The 18,111-nt window shown below is 41.6% G+C and carries 14 protein-coding genes and 1 tRNA gene; 7 read left to right on the top strand and 8 right to left on the bottom strand.

Annotated elements, in window-relative coordinates; all coding sequences use genetic code 11:
• Nucleotides 1-110: 110 nt before the first annotated feature.
• The 6 genes from J0656_RS12210 to J0656_RS12235 form a co-directional block, all read right to left on the bottom strand.
• A complete protein-coding gene (locus J0656_RS12210; protein WP_207034205.1) occupies nt 111-1,880 on the bottom strand; it encodes an alkaline phosphatase in 1,770 nt (589 codons plus the stop codon).
• Nucleotides 1,877-3,004 (bottom strand): alkaline phosphatase, encoded by a 1,128-nt coding sequence (locus J0656_RS12215; protein WP_237688934.1) that lies wholly within the window; start codon nt 3,002-3,004, stop codon nt 1,877-1,879. The genes J0656_RS12210 and J0656_RS12215 overlap by 4 nt, the downstream gene beginning before the upstream one ends.
• 81 nt (nt 3,005-3,085) lie before the next feature.
• Nucleotides 3,086-4,831 (bottom strand): RagB/SusD family nutrient uptake outer membrane protein, encoded by a 1,746-nt coding sequence (locus J0656_RS12220; protein ID WP_207034207.1) that lies wholly within the window; start codon nt 4,829-4,831, stop codon nt 3,086-3,088.
• 20 nt (nt 4,832-4,851) lie between these two features.
• The gene (locus J0656_RS12225) at nt 4,852-8,106 is read right to left on the bottom strand and encodes a SusC/RagA family TonB-linked outer membrane protein (RefSeq protein ID WP_207034210.1); all 3,255 of its coding nucleotides are present in this window, start codon (nt 8,104-8,106) and stop codon (nt 4,852-4,854) included.
• Between the two features lie 151 nt (nt 8,107-8,257).
• Complete coding sequence (locus J0656_RS12230; RefSeq protein WP_207034213.1) at nt 8,258-9,187, bottom strand: FecR family protein; 930 nt, start codon at nt 9,185-9,187, stop codon at nt 8,258-8,260.
• 148 nt (nt 9,188-9,335) lie between these two features.
• Nucleotides 9,336-9,896 (bottom strand): RNA polymerase sigma-70 factor, encoded by a 561-nt coding sequence (locus J0656_RS12235; RefSeq protein ID WP_207034217.1) that lies wholly within the window; start codon nt 9,894-9,896, stop codon nt 9,336-9,338.
• Nucleotides 9,897-10,061: 165 nt separating this feature from the next.
• Here J0656_RS12235 and J0656_RS12240 point away from each other — a divergent pair.
• The 7 genes from J0656_RS12240 to J0656_RS12270 all read left to right on the top strand — a co-directional run bounded on the left by J0656_RS12240 (nt 10,062) and on the right by J0656_RS12270 (nt 16,935).
• Nucleotides 10,062-10,145: transfer RNA gene (locus J0656_RS12240), tRNA-Leu, on the top strand.
• 157 nt (nt 10,146-10,302) lie between these two features.
• Complete coding sequence (locus tag J0656_RS12245) at nt 10,303-11,403, top strand: hypothetical protein (RefSeq protein WP_207034220.1); 1,101 nt, start codon at nt 10,303-10,305, stop codon at nt 11,401-11,403.
• A gap of 109 nt (nt 11,404-11,512) precedes the next feature.
• Nucleotides 11,513-13,129, top strand: a complete 1,617-nt coding sequence (locus J0656_RS12250; protein WP_207034224.1) for an alanine/glycine:cation symporter family protein — start codon at nt 11,513-11,515, stop codon at nt 13,127-13,129.
• Nucleotides 13,130-13,274: 145 nt separating this feature from the next.
• The gene (locus J0656_RS12255) at nt 13,275-14,177 is read left to right on the top strand and encodes a MerR family transcriptional regulator (RefSeq protein WP_207034227.1); all 903 of its coding nucleotides are present in this window, start codon (nt 13,275-13,277) and stop codon (nt 14,175-14,177) included.
• A 6-nt stretch (nt 14,178-14,183) separates the two neighbouring features.
• Nucleotides 14,184-15,644: a bifunctional phytoene desaturase/3,4-desaturase gene (locus tag J0656_RS12260; protein ID WP_207034230.1), complete on the top strand. Its 1,461-nt coding sequence runs from the start codon at nt 14,184-14,186 to the stop codon at nt 15,642-15,644.
• Nucleotides 15,641-16,483: a phytoene/squalene synthase family protein gene (locus J0656_RS12265; protein WP_207034233.1), complete on the top strand. Its 843-nt coding sequence runs from the start codon at nt 15,641-15,643 to the stop codon at nt 16,481-16,483. The genes J0656_RS12260 and J0656_RS12265 overlap by 4 nt, the downstream gene beginning before the upstream one ends.
• A complete protein-coding gene (locus J0656_RS12270; protein WP_207034235.1) occupies nt 16,480-16,935 on the top strand; it encodes a sterol desaturase family protein in 456 nt (151 codons plus the stop codon). Before J0656_RS12265 ends, J0656_RS12270 begins: the two co-directional genes overlap by 4 nt.
• Here the strand turns inward: J0656_RS12270 and J0656_RS12275 are convergent.
• Both J0656_RS12275 and J0656_RS12280 read right to left on the bottom strand, forming a co-directional pair.
• Entirely contained in the window at nt 16,932-17,498 is a 567-nt protein-coding gene (locus J0656_RS12275) for a TlpA family protein disulfide reductase (protein ID WP_207034238.1), read from the bottom strand. The genes J0656_RS12270 and J0656_RS12275 overlap by 4 nt on opposite strands.
• The gene (locus J0656_RS12280; RefSeq protein WP_207034242.1) at nt 17,495-18,055 is read right to left on the bottom strand and encodes a TlpA family protein disulfide reductase; all 561 of its coding nucleotides are present in this window, start codon (nt 18,053-18,055) and stop codon (nt 17,495-17,497) included. The genes J0656_RS12275 and J0656_RS12280 overlap by 4 nt, the downstream gene beginning before the upstream one ends.
• Nucleotides 18,056-18,111: the final 56 nt, after the last annotated feature.

Below are 18,111 nucleotides of genomic sequence, written 5' to 3' on the forward strand. Positions count from 1 at the left end.
CCCAATAGTTACGATTCATGATTTTATTTCAGAGCACAGGGTGTTGACTTGATAATGTGTCTTGGAAAAAATCAAGGACATCTTTGAACAAAGATGTCCTTGATCTTATGCTACTTCAAAGAATCCAAGATTTTTTTAAAGATCTCTGTATTTTCATAAACCCCGTTAAAATTAATGGCTCCAGGTCCATAGGCAAATACGGGCACCATGATTCCCGTATGGTCTACTGTTAAGAAATCCCCCTGTACCGTACCTTTTTCCAAATCACCTCCCACAATTCCAAAACCAGAGGTCTCATGGTCCGCAGTTATGATGATCAGGGTATTCTTATTGGAGTCCGCAAATTTTATAGCTTCAGCAATGGCAAGGTCAAAGTCCAACATTTCAAGAACAATATCGCTGGTACTGTTGGAGTGTCCACCGTTATCAATTTGGGCCGCTTCCACCATTAAAAAGAAAGGATTGTTCTTTGCCCCCAAAACCTGAAGCGTTTTGGCAACACTTTTGGGAAGTGCATTTCCTCTACCATTTGCCTTGGATGGCGCCTTATTGTCCCCTAGATAGATTGCTATTGGTTCGTCCAATCCACTGAAAGAAGAAAGGTCAGTGGTGGAAAATTTTTCTTCAATACTTTTCTTCTCTCCTTCACCACCGGCAACAAAAAGATTTAACTGACTGCGTTTTAAATCGTCTACCAGACCCGGGGTGTCATCCCGTTCTACCCTGTGGGCATAGAAAGATGATGGCGTGGCACCATAAATAGCATCTGTTGAAACTATGGCGGTGTTAAAATCTTTCTTGCTCAGCTCATCGGTTAAATTGGGTAAACTTTCACCATTTGGTCCCACACCAATTGCACGGTTATTGGTCTTTTTCCCTGTGGCCATAGCGGTAGCCCCGGCCGCCGAATCGGTAACCAAGTCGTCATAAGAAGCCGTCTTGGACAACCCGATGTTTTTTAATGAAGTCATGGTAAGATGCCCCCTATTGGCAATCATGGCCGATGAAATCTGGGCAAGACCGTTTCCATCTCCTATCATTAAAATGATATTGGCAGGTTTGGAATCGGCATCATATTCATATTTGGGTGTATAAACCTCAACTGGCGATTCCAATGTAAAAGTGTTTTTGTCCACATCGTCCAAATATTGTTTTGCCAGTGCCGGTTTGTCCGTATTGATGAAATCTACTCCCAATTTGGCCAAACGTGCCCAGGCAGTCTTTGTATCCGGTGTGGCCCAGAACCTGAATGGTTTTCCGGATGCCTTGGCCATGGAAATCACATCTTTTACTTTGGCCAAATCCGGGCCGGTCATTCTTCCATAGCCGTTCCATACCGAATAGTTTTTATAGCTCGTGCTCACCAATGCGACCTTGCTCAAATCGATAGTAGCAAGGTCATCCAAATTTTGATGGTCGAACCAAATAAAATCAGGATAGTTTTTGTACTCTTCTGGTTTTGGTCGATTTCCTGAAATCACAAACTTTACGTTGTCGCCATCAATAAGTGCCGGGTACTCCTTCAATACTTCCTCCAACTTTTTCAAGGTGGCGTATGTTTCTGATTTAATATCGATAAGCAATTGAAGTTCCCTAAGTTTTCCGGATGTTTCCAGATTACTGAGTTGATTCAAATATAGTTTGTCCAAAGTATACCCTTCCACAATTTCTTCTTCCGCATGGGCAACATAAAGCTCATTGTTCCTCAAAAAAATATCAGCTTCGATGGATGATGCTCCGCTACTGTATGCATACCAGAATGGCAATTCTTGTGCGTAGTCGTTATGCGAGTGGATTTTGTAACTGTTCTGGGCAAAAACTTTTCCGGAAATGAACAGCACTAATCCGGCAATAACCAACAAACAGGCTCTTTTTCTCATTTTGCTTGATTTAAGGTTTTTAACATTTTATGGTAAATCTCGTTGTTCTCGTAAATTCCCTGAAAGTTTTCCGCTCCCTGGCCATTGGCAAAAACCGGAATTAACTCGCCACTGTGCTGATCGGTATTGAAATATACCGATACTTTTTCGGGAACCTCCTTTTTTTCTCCCGTACTTTCATCCATCTGGTAGTGTTTGCCTATGCTCACTCCGCCTGTTTCATGATCTGCGGTGACCACCAACAGCGTATTGGGATTTGCTTTCACATAATCCAATACAACACCGAGGGTCTTATCAAAATCCAACACTTCGGATATCATCATTTCTGCATCTTTGGCATGGCCGCCCCAGTCTATGTATGATCCTTCCACCATCATAAAAAATGGTGCTTCTTTCCGGTTGAAATAATCCAAGGCCATTTTGGTGGCTTCGGACAAATAATCGCCCCTGCCTTCAATTTTTGAAGGGATTCCTTCATCTGCCAGCACATAGGCATTTTTTTTACCGGTTTCAGGTTTTGAAAGCTCCAAGGTATCCAAATGATAGTTCTTGGATAGTAATTCTGCGAAAAGATCTTTGCCATCTTCTCTTTGGTTGAAGAACTTTTTACCTCCACCTGCAAAAAAATCGACTTCGACATCTATCAACTGAGCTGCAATTTCCTCGTGCATATCACGGTCAGTGACGTGTGCATAAAAACTGGCAGGTGTTGCATGTGTTATGGTGGTGAGACTTATTAACCCGGTTTGGTATCCTTGCTCCTGGAGTTGCTCCAAAATAGTTTCCCTTGGAAGGGAATCCGAAGACACTCCTATGGCTCTTTTATAGGTTTTCTCACCAGTGGAGAAGGCCGTGGCCCCTGCGGCCGAATCGGTAATGGTGTAATCCGTTGCCGATGTTTGATGAAATCCAATTTGTTTGAACCGTGAAAAATTCGGCAAGCTGTCGCCAAAATAATAGGCGGATGAGACTTGTGGCACACCCATTCCGTCACCAATCATAAAAATGATGCTCAAGGGTTCTTTGGAAGCTACTTGTTTCTGTTCTTGCTCTTTTTTAGTACTACAGCCCACCGGGCCTAAAACAGCCATTGCCGCAATAACCATTCGATATAAAATCTTCATGCTCTTTTTTTGTTGTTTATAAAAATGTAAGCGACAAGTGGAAAAACCAACTTGCCGCTCAGCTAAAAAATACACCTGATTTTAATAACCTTCGTTCTGTTTCAAATATCCTGCAACATTGGATGCTCCATCTATTGCATCTTGTGGGATCGGGAACAATCTGTGATATACGTTGTCATCCGTTTTTTCTGTCCAAGTGTCCTCGTAGTGCCCAAATCGAATCTGGTCTCCTCTTCTGAAACCTTCCCAGTAGAGTTCAAATCCCCTTTCACGGAACAAAATTTCCAAATCAATCGCTGGTAATGCTGCCGGAGTTTGAGCCGGACGTGCTGTCCTTGAAGTTCTTACGGTATTCACATCGGCAAGGGCACCTGCATTGTCGCCCAATCTCAGTTTTGCTTCTGCACGCATCAAATAAATTTCCGCCAAACGCATCAATACCAAATCAACACTGCTATAGTTGTTTCCATTTGGAGATGTACGGCTAAACTGATACTTGGAAACACGGTAACCATTTTTGTGCAATCTGCCCTCGTTGGTAAAATCCACCTGCAAATTATGGTTCACATAATCCACATCCCTGTCAGGGCCATTTCCTTTTCTTTGAATCACTGGATAAATACGGTAACCTTCATCACAAGTATAAAAAGCACCGTTCTCGTCCTTACGAGGTCCCCAAATTACTCCTCGGATGATACCTCTATTGATTTCAAAATCGTCAGCGGAAACACAGTAATAGTGGTCTTCATCATTCTCGGGAGAAACTCCTGTCAAGTCCTGAAGCTCTGCTGGAATCATTTGATTTTCCTGATAGAATCTTGCATCTGCCTCTGCCGGATCTACATTCCCGTAGGCATCTACCCAAGTTTGATAAAAATCGGATGTAATTGCCGGGCCATCGGTTCCATCAGCACTTGGATGCTCTGGTCGAGGATACCAAGAACCTGCCAAGGACCAATAGGCCCAACGGCTATGTTCGTTGTTCATTACGCCACGCTGGTCCAGTGCAAAAATCAACTCTGGATTGTCGTGGTTATCATCGTTGAAGAGTTCAAAATACTCTGGGGACAATGAAAACATTCCTGAATTGATAATGTTATCGGTATACTCGATTACATTGTTCATATCTTCGGTAGTAAAATCCGGAGTTCCATATGGGTCGCGATACACTGCGGCGTTCAAGCTCAATCGTGCCAAAAAGCCCCAAACGGCAGCCTGGGTAATCCTTCCTGGGCCCCTGCTTGTATTGATTACATCCACAACGGACAGTAATTCACTTTCAATATAATCGATGGCTTCTTGCCCTCTTAAAATCTCCGATAGTTCACCTGAAATTTCTTTCCTAAAGGCCAATCCCCAACTATCCAAGGTCAGCATGTTCAAATAGGCCCTCAATGCGATCATTTCGTACAGAGCTCCCTCTGCTTGTGTATCCCCGGCCTCGGCAAGAGGTTGCAACACTTCTATTGCCGTAATGGTTCTGGAAATATTTCGGGTCACTTCGTTCCAAGAGCTTCCCACAAGATCATTGCTGGGCGCGATGTCGTGTGAATGGGCATCCAAAAACTTCCCGTTGTCATACCAATCCGTTCCGCCACGGTACGGCAATATGGCCTCATCTGCGGGAATCAGTTGCAATCCATAGTAGTTGGTATGCCTCCAAGTCCATGCTATTTGCCCATAGGCAGGGGCAATGGCACCGCTGATTGCTTCTGCCTGACCGCTACCCTCAAGGGATTCATCAATAACTTCTTCTTCAAGATCTGTACAGCTTATGTTGGTGAGCAAGCCTATTCCAAATAATGCTATTATTATTTTATTCTTCATTTTTTGAAGTGTTTTTTTGATTAGAATGATACGTTTAAGCCAAAAACAAGGGTTCTTGTTTTGGGATAGTTGAAGTAATCTATACCAAAGGTCTGTATCCCGTCAATCGTCAAGTTTGAATTGATCTCTGGGTCAAATCCACTATAATCGGTGATTACGAATAGGTTTTGTCCGGTTATGGACAAGCGAATGGCATTCACCAATCCATCCAGCCCTATCAACGCCGGGTTTAGGTTGTATCCCAATGTGGCATTGTTCAACCTCAAGAAATCACCGTCCTCCAAGTATCTTGTGGATACGGCATTGGAGTTGGTAATATCCTCCTCTGGAAACTGTGTGGCAATGGACGTGGTGTTAAAGTTGGAAGTCAGGAGTCCTTTGCTGAACAAGGACATTGCTGTATGGTTGTACACCTTGTTCCCGGACACTCCATTAAAATTCAACCCTAGGTCAAAATTCTTATAGTTGAAGTTTAGGTAAAAGGCATAGATCAAATCTGGCAATGCACTACCAACCACTTTTCTGTCATCTGATAAAATACTAAGTCCGTCATCTCCGATTCCCAGGAATTCCTGCATGTAGAAGGCACCGATAGGCTCCCCATTGATGTTTCCATTAATGGTCGCATCTGTCTGTCCGGCCCCTTGTGCCGCTCCCGTGGTCAACACTTCATAAGGCGAATTGGACACCTCGTTCTTGGTATAGGCCAGGTTACCACCGATGTTATAGGAAAAATCTTTGCTATAGTCGCTATGGTAATCCAGAGAGAATTCAATACCGCTGTTCTTGATTTCCATATCCGGAATATTGGTCCAATATTTATCGGTAGGTTGAACAGGGTCTGCCGGGGTCACTTCCAACAAAATGTTTTCGGATACTTTGTTAAAGTAATCCAAGGTACCGGACAAACGGTTGTTGAACAGGCCAAAATCGAGACCAAAATCCAATTGTTCCGACACTTCCCACTGAATATCTGGATTTGCCAAACGCGTAAATATGGTGCCGTAAGGATAGTCTGCCAAAGTGCTTTCGTCACCATTTATCGGATAAGAGTCGTTATTGTCCCTGCTATCGGTAAAACTTCTTTTGGTAATTTTTGAAGGTATCTCCTGGTTACCTGTTCTACCCCAACTCGCTCTTAACTTCAAGTTGTTGATGGTTGAATTGGAGCTCAAGAATTCCTCGTTCATAATGTTCCAACCGGCAGCTACAGAAGGGAAATACCCATATTTATTGTTGCCTCCAAATTTGGATGACCCGTCCGCTCTCATTGTGGCTGTTAACATGTACCTATTGTCAAACACATAATTGGCCCTTCCAAAAAAGGATTGCAGCTCGTTCTCGGTTGCATAGGTGTTCATATAGGTGGGCATATCCTCGGAGCTGATCTGATCTTGATATTTTGGATCGATCCCGTTATCGGAGAAATCCTCCATTTCAAAACTTTTCTGGTGCACAAAGGTTTCTTGATAGGTGTGTCCGACCAAGAAGGTAAAGTTGTGCCTGTCAGTCATCAAATTGTAAGTCAAAGTGTTTTCAATAAGACTGTTCTTATTGGTCGTATAGATGCTGTTCAGTTCGCCCCTGACAAAATCTTCCAACAGCGAGTATGGTTTTAGCTGTATGTCCCTAGCGGTAGAAGAGTAGTCCACACCCAAGTTCAATTTATAGGTAAGGCCTTTTACGATTTCTACCGATGGTGCCAAATTGGCCAGAATACGATGGTTCACGGCATCATCGCTATAGATTCGCTCTCGTGTCAACGGGTTTAGCATGTTGTCCAACAAAGCTGGCTCTCCATCTACATACAATGGCAGTGTAGGGTTCAATTGGAGCATATCCCTTACTATGGCATCAGAATCGGCACGAAGGTTCTCCGTTCTGGTAGCGGTCATATTGAACTCGATTTTTAATCGATCATTGAATGCTTTTTGAGTTAAGTTCAATCGACCTGAATAACGCTTTAGGTCGTTGCCCCTAAGAATTCCTTCTTGGTCGTTAACTCCCAAAGAAGCTCGGTATGAGAATTGCTCGGATGCTCCGCTCATGGCCAAGTTAACATTTTTGGTGAAACCGGTTCTGCTAAGGGCATCTTGCCAATTGGTATTGGCCCCGCCATCATCCAAAGTACCACCTGCGGCAACAACCTCTTGTCTAAACTGATTTGCGGAGAAAACATCTACCTGATTGGCCAAGCTTGAAAAGCCTGTAGAAACATTCAGATCCATTTGGGTCCTTCCGGCCTTGCCTCTTTTTGTGGTAATCACGATTACCCCGTTGGCGGCCCTTGCCCCATAAATGGCGGCAGCAGAGGCATCCTTTAGCACATCTATGCTTTTAATATCCTGTGGATTGATGAAGTTCAATGGGTTGGTCGGCACCCCGGTGCTGGTGTTGTCCAGGGCAAATCCGTCAATTACATATAAGGGTGTTGTCCCGGAACGAAGACTACCAACACCCCTTATGATTACATCCTGCTGTGCACCCGGTTCTCCGCTTACGTTGGAAATATTTACACCGGCAACCTTACCTTGTAAAAGCTGACCTGGGTTCATTACAATTCCTTTGTTAAAATCCTCGCTATCCACGGAAGAGATTGAACCGGTCACATCTGTCTTTCTTTGAGTACCGTAACCAACCACAACAACATCTTCCAACATGGTCGCATCTTGCTCCAATTGTATGTTAATGGTGCTTTGTCCGTTTACCGCAACTTCTTGTGACTTGTATCCCAAATAGGAAACCTGAAGCACGGCATCATCCTCGACCTCAATGGTATAGTTTCCATCAAAATCGGTAATGGTACCGTTGCCCTTGCCTTTTTCCATTACGGATGCACCTGCCAAGGGAACTCCGTTTTCATCGGTTACCTGCCCGGTAACTGTCAGAAAAACCACTTCAACCACTCTTTTAGGGGCTTTTGGCTTTACATCTATGGAAATGGTATTGTTTATTCTTCTAAAAGTAAGGTCGGCGTCTTTGGCCATCAATTCCAAAACAGATTTCAATGAAACGTTTTGGTATGCAATGTTATAGGTATTCTGTAACCTATCCACTTTGCGGTCATATACAAATTTGAAATCGGTTTGATCTTCAATTTGTCTCAGCACATCTACTACGGTGGCGTCGTCCACAGACAGATCCACCTTAAAACTTTCCAAGTTCTGACCTCTGGCATCGGCAGCAAGCACCGGATTCAGCAGGGACAAAACAATCAGAAAGCAAAATGTATGGAATGTCAACTTGATTAATTGTTTAATAGTTAGTGAATTCATAATTTCACATAATGTTTAAATGGTTATGATTATTTGTAATTATTGAACTATCGACAGCCTATTTCCGCTCGCCAAAGTGTAATGGGCTGTCTCTTTTTTTAATGAGTTTGTTTTTATGTCATAGTTTGTTGATGTTTGATTTAAGTTGGTTTTAGTCTGTACATTTTCCCATTAATTGAATTTTTTTGCTGCTCAGGAACTCATAGCTGATTCCCTTTTTCGCATAAACGATGCTTTCTAGGACGGCACTCAACCTTTCGTTATTATAGGATGCGGTTAGATGGCAATCCCCTATGTTTTCATTATCCACTTCAAAGGTCACTCCATACCATCGCTCCAAAGTCTCGAGTACTTTGGAAAGTTCAGCATCTTCAAAATGAATGATACCATCTTTCCAATGTAGTAAGGCTGCGATATCAATTTTCTTCTTTGAAATGGACTTTGATTGCTTATCGAACACACCTTGTTCGTTTGGCATCAAGAAGATTTCCTTTTCCTTAGAAGCCACCTTTACTTTTCCCGTGGCTACGGTTACGGCCACTTGATTGCTTTCGGAATAGGTATTTACATTGAAAGATGTTCCCAAAACTGTGGTCTCCACCTCTCCAGATTTTATGATGAAAGGTTTATCAGGGTTTTCTGCCACATCAAAAAAGGCTTCACCATCCAACTCCACTACCCGCTTATCGGCTTCGAATAGTTTAGGGAACTTTATGGTACTGCCCGAGTTTAGGTACACTTCGGTGCCATCGGCCAAAACCAGATTCAATTTTTGTCCCCAATCCGTACTTTTAGTTACCTCCTCGTAAGATTCCACTACCTCATGTTCTACAGTATTGGTGTAAATAAAATAATTGAGTCCCATTAACAGGGTGAGTGATGCGGCAACTTGTGCCCATTTTAGCAAAGGATTCCTTCTCTTGGAATTATTGATGCTTTTGGCCAGCTTTTGACCGATGCTGTTTTTATGCTTGGAGTTTTTAAATACGTTTTGATGATTCTTTGAGAGCAGTTTATAATCAAACTCTTCCAACAGAGATTCTTCCTCCTTGGTAATGGTACCATTGAGGTATTTCTTCATCAAGACTTTGATCTCATTTTCAGTCATTGCACGTTCGTTACATCTACAAGTACCGGAAATGCACAGGGACGCACATTCAAAAAATGCGGTTTAATGATTACTTAAACTTAACGGGCAGTGCTTAACCTTTAGCTAAAAAAGAAGTCGCTTAAAGGAACATTGACTTAACAATGGAAAGGTCCTTACGAAGACGCCTAAGCGCAAAAGAAATCTGGTTTTCGACCGATCGATGGGAGATATTGAGCTGGTTTGCAATCTCTTTATTACTGATATTGTGGATTCGGCTCAACCTAAAAACTTCCTGACACCGTTGCGGAAGATTGGCCATACTCCTATCGATACGTTTTGAAAGTTCGAGCACATCTTCTTCCTGTTCAATTTCGGAGACCACACAAATAGAATCGGCAACATCGATTTGTGTTTTGTTGAACTTTGTATCCCTTAATGAGTTATAACACTTATAGCGAATAGCTTTGAACAAATAAGACTTGATGTTTTCCACCTCAATATGTTCCCTTCGCTGCCAATAATCTATCCAAATATCCTGAACAAGGTCCTTGGCAAGGGAATTATTCATGATCAAGGAAGCTGCATAGGTATACATAGGCTCCCACAACATGGAAAACAACGAATTGAAGGCTTCCCTATCCGAGTCTTGGACACGAAGGGCAAGTTCTTGCTGCGCTTCATTTGTATGGGGGTGTTTCATCAAAAGCAAATTTCATAAAAATATAAGTGGACAGATATTATGATTTTGTAAACTTTGTGCAAAGTCGAACCGGTCGTTACCCCAAAAACCAACCATCACAAAAAGCCATTAAATCCCTCTCCTTTTGTACAAAAAAATTATATTTGCACACTTAAAATTCCAAAGGCCCACGTGGTGGAATTGGTAGACACGCTACCTTGAGGGGGTAGTGTTCGTAAGGACGTGCTGGTTCGACTCCAGTCGTGGGCACAAAAAAAAACCGCAATTGCTTGCGGTTTTTTTGTTTTAATGCTCCTGTCAACACATTGAACGAGCGTCATTTTTTTACTTTCTGCTTTTTTACCTATTTTCCAGTTTATTCCTAAATAATTGAAATTGTATAAACCTTTCTTAAAGTAACGTTTGCATGGATACTCAAGTTTCACATGAAATTTCCATGTTTTATGGTTGGTGGCAGCTCTCTGTATGCTTGTTCGCTTTTCTTTCCTTAATGTCCATTTGGTACCATATTGGGAAAAAGCAGCACGATTATGGTCCGGTTTGGCTTGCTCTCTCCGTGTTGTGTTGGGCATTTTCGGGTCTAACTGAAATTGTGTTCAACAACACCCCAGCCTATTCACATTACAAAGACGGACTCACAAGTATGCTTTCATTGACCAACAGTTTATTTATCTTAATGGCGCTGCCATGGTTCAAATACTTACCTGCACCTTTTACCCCGTTGATCAAGTCGAAATTATGGCCCCTTATCATAGGCATCCCATTTGCTTTTGCCCTGTTTCCTACATTGTTCAAAATGTTCTTGGTACGTGAAGCCTATGTTATCAACGAACTGGATGTGGTTTATGCACTTTTGACCTTGATTTTCTTGGGTTTCGTACTTTGGGAATCTTTTATTAAAAGAAGATTGCTCTTATTGGGCGGGTTGGCCTTGATCACCATATTGGTCACCTTAATGGCACAGATTTATAAGTTAATGGACAACAACATTAATTTATTGTTGTTCTCGGCCATATTTAAAACCTCCTTGATCATGTTGTTTTTTGCCCTCGCACTGAGCTGGGTCAAAGAACTTACAGAAACCTTGATACCGGATCCATTCCAATTGAAAATAAAGTTTATCAAAAAGAAGACCCAAAAATCAACTACAATGGCCAACTCCGTTTCCTTGATCGGGTTCCCTGGTGATAAGGACCGTATTGTACAACTAACACCTGCCCTATATCGCCTTTTCAAGGAATTTGCCCAGCGTAAAAAGGACATGACAGATGGTTGGCTGGAAATAAAACCAAAAAACTTTGATGTCGCAAAAGACTATGACATAAGTGACCATAACGAGTTAAAAAGATTACTGGAAGCCATCCTTAATGGCCTTTTTGGCAAAAAGAACTGGACCAAGGACAAGCACTATGAGCCCCTAAAAGCTACATTGTTCGAGATGTCGGAAAATAGGGAAAGGAAAATTAGGCTTCGTATTCCAAAAGAGAACATACACATTGATTATTAAATGGTTACATTGATTTTGTCTGACTTAGGATTACCGACATTTATAAATCCATTCCGACAAAACGCTTCATAATTAAACCTAAAATCGAAATTCAGGCAAACTTTCGATTATGGTCAACATACTTTACAACAACACTTTAGCTGTTTTTTCACCACTATATTTTGTATCAGCATCCAATCAAGGACTGGATGAAAAGATCAATGATGCCTTTATGCCATTTGCTGTTTGGTGGGAGAATTTAATTTTGGCGGAAATTCCCCTATTCGGGCAAGGGATTCCATTGATTCTAATCATATTGATGGGAGGAGCATTGTTCTTCACTATTTATTTTGGTTTTGTCAACGTCCGTCATTTCACCACTGCCATACAAGTGGTCCGGGGAAAATATGATGAACTCGAAAAAATCCGACCCGAGTTAAAACCACAGGTTCAAACGGTAGATGGTGATTTGGTAGATACAATAAAGGATGAAGGTCATTTAGGAGAAGTCAACCATTTTCAGGCATTGGCCACGGCAGTTTCGGGGACGGTGGGACTGGGTAATATTGCCATGGTTGCGGTGGCTATTTCCTTTGGGGGACCCGGCGCAACATTTTGGATGATCCTTGCCGGTCTACTGGGCATGTCCACAAAATTTGTGGAGTGCACCTTAGGAGTAAAATATAGGGACATTGACGGTAAGGGAAATGTATATGGTGGCCCTATGTATTACCTCTCCAAGGGAATCGCGCAGAGGGGGTTTTCCAAACTAGGAAAATTCTTGGCCGTTCTATTTGCCATTTTGTGCGTGGGCGCATCATTTGGTGGAGGCAATGCATTTCAGAGCAATCAAGCAGCGGCCCAGATTATAGAAAATTTTGGCCTTACCGGAGATGCAACGGGCAGCATAATTGGGCTGGTTTTTGCTCTTTTGGCCGGAATCGTAATCATTGGCGGCATAAAAAGAATTGCCAAAGTTACCGAGAAAGTGGTTCCTTTTATGGCCATACTTTATGTGGGTGCCGCTATTTTCATAATTATTTCCAAGGTAGAATGGGTAGATGATGCCTTGGCATTGATCTTCAAAAATGCGTTTACACCCGAGGCCACCGTTTCCGGTGGATTTGTGGGTGTAATGATACAAGGCTTTAGGCGAGCGGCATTTTCAAATGAGGCCGGCGCGGGATCGGCCGCCATAGCACATTCAGCGGTGAATACCGCCTACCCTGCATCCGAAGGATTGGTAGGTCTGCTCGAACCTTTTATAGATACAGTTCTTGTATGCACAATGACGGCAATTGTCATCATTCTGTTCAATATGGACGGGGTATTTGTTTATGGAAATGTTGTGGATGGACAAGCTCTGCTATATGATGGCAGCAGATTAGGTGGGGTCAATATTACTTCAATGGCCTTTGAAAACTCCATACATGGTTCTTCATGGGTATTGATGCTGGCCGTATGCCTTTTTGCGTTCAGCACCATCCTATCTTGGTCGTATTATGGATTACAGGCTTGGAAATATCTCTTTGGAAGAAGCAGAGCAATGGATCTTTCATACAAGATCATATACTTAATGTTCACCGTTTTGGGCGCAGCCATTACTTTGGATGCCGTGATCAAATTTTCAGATGCCATGATATTGGCTCTGGTATTTCCCAACATGTTGGGCCTTTTTATACTGTTCCCCTATGTAAAAAGCGAATTCTCCTCTTATAAAAAATTGATTTTCAGAAAAACGAACTAGTCTTAAATTGATAAACAAAGGTTGAAATATTCACAAATCATTTCCCAAATCGTTGAAATATATAAGGAACAATCTAAATTTTATGATAAAAAACTAGGATGGCATCTTTTAAATTGTAAATTTGTTTAACGTTTAATTCAAAAAGATGAACAGTGTAAAAACTTCCTTTAGTATTCGCGATATGGAGAACCTCTCCGGTATAAAGGCACATACCATTCGAATTTGGGAAAAGCGATATAACTTGTTCAGCCCAGAAAGAACCGATACCAATATCCGTACCTATAATCTTGAAAGTCTACAAAAATTATTGAACGTTACGCTATTGTACAACAACGGCTACAAGATTTCCAAGATAGCCAAAATGGGCGAGGAAAAAATTCCTGTCCTGGTAAACGAGATTATTGCCGAAAAAAGTGAAAAAAGCCATGCCCTCAACTCGTTGAAATTGGCAATGCTCAACTTCGATCAATCCCTTTTCCTTAAGACCTACAATAGCCTTATGGAAGAAAAGTCCTTTACACAGATTTTTAACGAGGTTTTTATACCACTATTGAACGAACTGGGACTATTATGGCAGACCAATACCATAAGTCCTGCACATGAGCATTTTATATCCAACTTGATCAAACAGAAAATCTACATCCATACCGAAAAACTTCAATTTGAAGCACCTACCAAAAAGGATGAGGTATTTGTCCTGTTTTTACCGGAGAACGAAATACACGAATTGGGATTGTTATATATCAACTATCAATTGGCATTGCAAGGCTATAAAACCATTTATTTGGGACAGACCATGCCCATTGAAAGTTTGGAGGATTTGCTCAAATATTACAACAATATCAGGTTTGTCTCCTATTTTACCGTTGCTCCAACAAAGGATGAAATCGATGATTATTTTGAGCGGTTCCGTGAAGTACTGAAAAAATCCCCTGGCTCCAAACTCTATGTTTTGGGACATCAAATACAAGAAATTGGCGAGCAAAAACCTCTCGAGGGGTCCATTAGAATATTTAAATCCATTAACCAATTGGTAGATATCCTCTAAACACAAATGAAAAAAGTAATTGTCATTGGATCCGGTTTTTCTTCCCTATCCGCTTCTTGCTATCTGGCAAAAGCTGGGTTTGAGGTAGAACTATTCGAAAAGAACGATACTGTGGGCGGTAGGGCCAGACAATTGGTGAAGGATGGTTTTACTTTTGACATTGGCCCAAGTTGGTATTGGATGCCCGATATTTTTGATAAGTTTTTCGCCGACTTCAACAAAGAAACATCCGACTATTACCAATTGGACAAACTAAATCCGGCCTATAAAATTTTCTTTGAGGACGATACCATTACGATTGGCGATTGCATGGAAAAGATATGTGCCGAATTTGAGCGCATTGAATCCGGTAGCAGCAAGCATCTCAAACAATTCATTGGTGAAGCTCAGGAAAATTATGATATCGCCATAAACAAAGTTGTCCTAAGACCCGGGCTTTCACCATTAGAGTTGGTGACCAAGGAAACGGTACTAAAAGTTGACCAGTTTTTTAAAACAATTAGTCAACAAGTCCGTAAAAGGTTCAAAAACCCAAAACTAATTTCAACTTTGGAGTTTCCTGTACTTTTTCTCGGAGCAAAACCCAGCAAGACCCCTTCCTTCTATAATTTTATGAACTTCGCAGACTTTGGCCTGGGAACATGGCATCCAAAGGGGGGCATGTACGAAATCATCAAGGCGATGAAAAGTTTGGCCGAAGAATTGGGTGTAACCATTCACACCAATAGTCCCGCATCCCATATTTTGGTATCGGACGGTGACGTTTTGGGCATTCGAAGTAACGGAACCAATCATTTGGCCGATTATGTGGTCAGCGGTGCCGACTATCACCACTCCGAGACCTTACTGGACAAAAAATATAGGCAATACTCCGAGGAGTATTGGGACAGAAAGACCTATGCGCCTTCTTCTTTATTGTTCTATATTGGCTTTGACAAAAAGTTGATCAACATTGAACACCACAACTTGTTCTTCGACACGGATTTTGAGAAACATGCCCAAGAAATATATGACAACCCACAATGGCCCAGCAATCCATTGTTCTATGCCAATTTCCCATCGGTGACAGATGCATCCATGGCACCAGAAGGCAATGAAACCGGTTTTTTTCTGGTACCGATCGCTCCGGGATTGGAAGATACACCTCAGCTCAGGGACCAGTATTTTGACATTGTGATGGACCGATTTGAAAAATTGACCCATCAATCTGTAAAAAAATCAGTAATTTTTAAGGAAAGTTTCTGTGTAAACGATTTTGTGGAACAGTACAATTCCTATAAGGGAAATGCTTACGGATTGGCCAACACATTGAGCCAGACCGCTTTTTTAAGACCTAACCTCAAAAGTAGCAAGGTAAAAAACTTGTTCTTTACCGGTCAGTTGACCGTACCCGGCCCAGGGGTCCCACCATCCCTGATATCCGGTAAACTGGTGGCTGATTTAATCATTAAAGAAGTTAACAAATGAAAACTATTTTTGACGATGTATCTTATCATTGCAGCAAGATTGTAACCAAATCTTACAGCACCTCATTCTCTATGGCCACAAAAATGTTGGCTCCTTCCATAAGGGCGGATATTTATAACATTTACGGTTTTGTTCGTTTTGCCGATGAAATTGTAGATACCTTTCATGATTATGACAAGGCCAAATTGTTCGATGACTTTGAAAAGGATATGGAGCAGGCCATTGCTGACAAAATAAGTTTAAACCCTATTCTAAATTCCTTTCAGGATACCTATCATAAATATGACATCCCACATCACTTGGTAGCGTCGTTCATGAAGAGTATGCGCATGGATCTGACCAAAAAAAATTATGAGACTTTTGATGAATATCGCGAATACATCTATGGCTCTGCTGATGTGGTGGGCCTGATGTGCCTTTGTGTATTCGTTAAAGGGGACAAAGAAAAGTACGAAGAGTTAAAGGAATCCGCCATGGCTTTGGGATCTGCTTTCCAAAAGGTAAATTTCCTACGCGACCTTAAGGCAGATTACGAAGATCTGAACAGGACGTACTTTCCCAACACCAATCTGTTGGAACTGGACGAGGAGTCCAAAAAACGCATCGTAAACGAAATAAAGGCCGATTTTGCCCTTGGCTATTCAGGAATAGTGCAATTACCGGAACAGGCTAAATTTGGGGTATATACCGCATACTGCTATTACAAAAAATTGCTTCAAAAATTGCAGAGCACCCCTCCTTTGGAAATTAAGAACACAAGAATTCGTGTGCCCAACTACCAAAAATTTGGTCTGCTGGCGCAATCTTATGTAAATTATAAACTACAACTGGTACAATGAAAGTAGCACTCTGGATATTAATTTTTTTGGCAACCTTCTGCTTTATGGAATTTATGGCTTGGTTTACCCATAAATATGTGATGCATGGTTTTCTGTGGAGTTTACACAGAGACCACCATAAAAAAGACCACGATTCATGGTTTGAGCGGAATGATGCCTTTTTTATCTTTTACGCCATCGTAAGCATGACCTTATTCTATTTGGGCAGTTATACATCCTTTTGGTATGGTTGGCCCTTAGGTTTTGGTATTTTGGCCTATGGAATAGCTTATTTTACCGTTCATGACATTTTTATTCATCAGCGCTTTAAAATGTTCCGCAATGCCAACAATTGGTATGCACGCGGTGTTCGAAGAGCCCATAAAATGCACCACAAACATTTGGGCAAAGATGACGGGGAATGCTTTGGTATGTTAGTGGTTCCGTTTAAGTATTTCAAGAAGAAGTATTAATCGGCCAGTAATTTGTCCAACATGCTTCGAGTTTTCTCCGAATTCCAATTCGCTGCGCCGGTTTTGTTCACCACAATTCCACCCTCTTTGTCTATGATGTAGGTAACGGGGATACTTCCGCTTTCCAATTCTTTAGGTGTTGCGGATGCTTGAAGGTAAACTGGTAATCGATATTCCTTTTTCTCTAAAAAAGCAATTACCCTATCCTTCTCATCATTGGCCACAAATACAAATGTGACCTTATCCTTATAATCTGAATACAATTCGACAAAACCGGGAAGCTCGGCTACACATGGTGGACACCAAGTGGCCCAAACATTTACCAAGATCACATGTCCTTTTTTAGATTGAAGATTGATTGATTCTCCTTCTAAATCAATCAAGTTCCAATGGTAATCGGCCAACGTTGCTTGCTCTTTCTCATCCACGGCACTTGGACTGATTACAGCTGCAACTACTTTATTCACAAGAACCCTCGCATGAAAACCTATTGGAGTAAATAGAATGAGCAATATGGCCAATATCCATATACCATTACCGATTTGTTCCTTGGTCAGTTTCATTCGACAATCAATTCATCCAACACCTTGTAGACCTTTCTTGTACTCCAATCCGAAATTCCCTCTTCATGGATTACAATGTTTCCAGATTTATCTATCAAATAGGATGACGGTACTTTATCCGTCTTTATTGGCATTTTTTCACCTATGATCAAGTAGGTCACCGGAAAAGTAAATCCATGTTTTTCCATAAATGCCTCAACGGGTTCCCGCTCTTCATTGGTGATGATGTAGAAATCCATCGTGCCCTTGTATTTGTCGTACAGTTCCTGAATACTTGCGAGTTCAGCTTCCGAAGGCAATCGCCATGATGCCCACAGATTGATGAATACCATCTTGCCCTTGGATTTCTCAAAATTGAAAAAGTTCCACTCTTCATCCTTAAGTCGCCAATCATAATCGGTGATCTTTTGTTGTTCCGATTGCTCGATCACCGAAGGCGAAAAGGAAAACAATCTGTTCAACCATATCTTTCCATAGTACCCGATGGGCGTTACGAAAAAAGAGAGAACAAAAAGAATCAATACAACATTGAGAATGGTCTTTTTACTGATCTTCATTGAATATTATTTCTCAAAAATTAAAAACTCCTGACATCTTTTACAATATCAGGAGT

This window comes from Flagellimonas aurea (genome assembly GCF_017313785.1).
In the GTDB taxonomy this organism is placed as follows: domain Bacteria; phylum Bacteroidota; class Bacteroidia; order Flavobacteriales; family Flavobacteriaceae; genus Flagellimonas; species Flagellimonas aurea.

Excerpts from the sequence above, each read along its gene's own strand:
- J0656_RS12210 (WP_207034205.1), bottom strand. The coding sequence starts at position 1,880 with ATGAGAAAAAGAGCCTGTTTGTTGGTTATTGCCGGATTAGTGCTGTTC.
- J0656_RS12215 (WP_237688934.1), bottom strand. The coding sequence starts at position 3,004 with ATGAAGATTTTATATCGAATGGTTATTGCGGCAATGGCTGTTTTAGGC.
- J0656_RS12220 (WP_207034207.1), bottom strand. The coding sequence starts at position 4,831 with ATGAAGAATAAAATAATAATAGCATTATTTGGAATAGGCTTGCTCACC.
- J0656_RS12225 (WP_207034210.1), bottom strand. The coding sequence starts at position 8,106 with ATGAATTCACTAACTATTAAACAATTAATCAAGTTGACATTCCATACA.
- J0656_RS12230 (WP_207034213.1), bottom strand. The coding sequence starts at position 9,187 with ATGAAGAAATACCTCAATGGTACCATTACCAAGGAGGAAGAATCTCTG.
- J0656_RS12235 (WP_207034217.1), bottom strand. The coding sequence starts at position 9,896 with ATGAAACACCCCCATACAAATGAAGCGCAGCAAGAACTTGCCCTTCGT.
- J0656_RS12245 (WP_207034220.1), top strand. The coding sequence starts at position 10,303 with ATGGATACTCAAGTTTCACATGAAATTTCCATGTTTTATGGTTGGTGG.
- J0656_RS12250 (WP_207034224.1), top strand. The coding sequence starts at position 11,513 with ATGGTCAACATACTTTACAACAACACTTTAGCTGTTTTTTCACCACTA.
- J0656_RS12255 (WP_207034227.1), top strand. The coding sequence starts at position 13,275 with ATGAACAGTGTAAAAACTTCCTTTAGTATTCGCGATATGGAGAACCTC.
- J0656_RS12260 (WP_207034230.1), top strand. The coding sequence starts at position 14,184 with ATGAAAAAAGTAATTGTCATTGGATCCGGTTTTTCTTCCCTATCCGCT.
- J0656_RS12265 (WP_207034233.1), top strand. The coding sequence starts at position 15,641 with ATGAAAACTATTTTTGACGATGTATCTTATCATTGCAGCAAGATTGTA.
- J0656_RS12270 (WP_207034235.1), top strand. The coding sequence starts at position 16,480 with ATGAAAGTAGCACTCTGGATATTAATTTTTTTGGCAACCTTCTGCTTT.
- J0656_RS12275 (WP_207034238.1), bottom strand. The coding sequence starts at position 17,498 with ATGAAACTGACCAAGGAACAAATCGGTAATGGTATATGGATATTGGCC.
- J0656_RS12280 (WP_207034242.1), bottom strand. The coding sequence starts at position 18,055 with ATGAAGATCAGTAAAAAGACCATTCTCAATGTTGTATTGATTCTTTTT.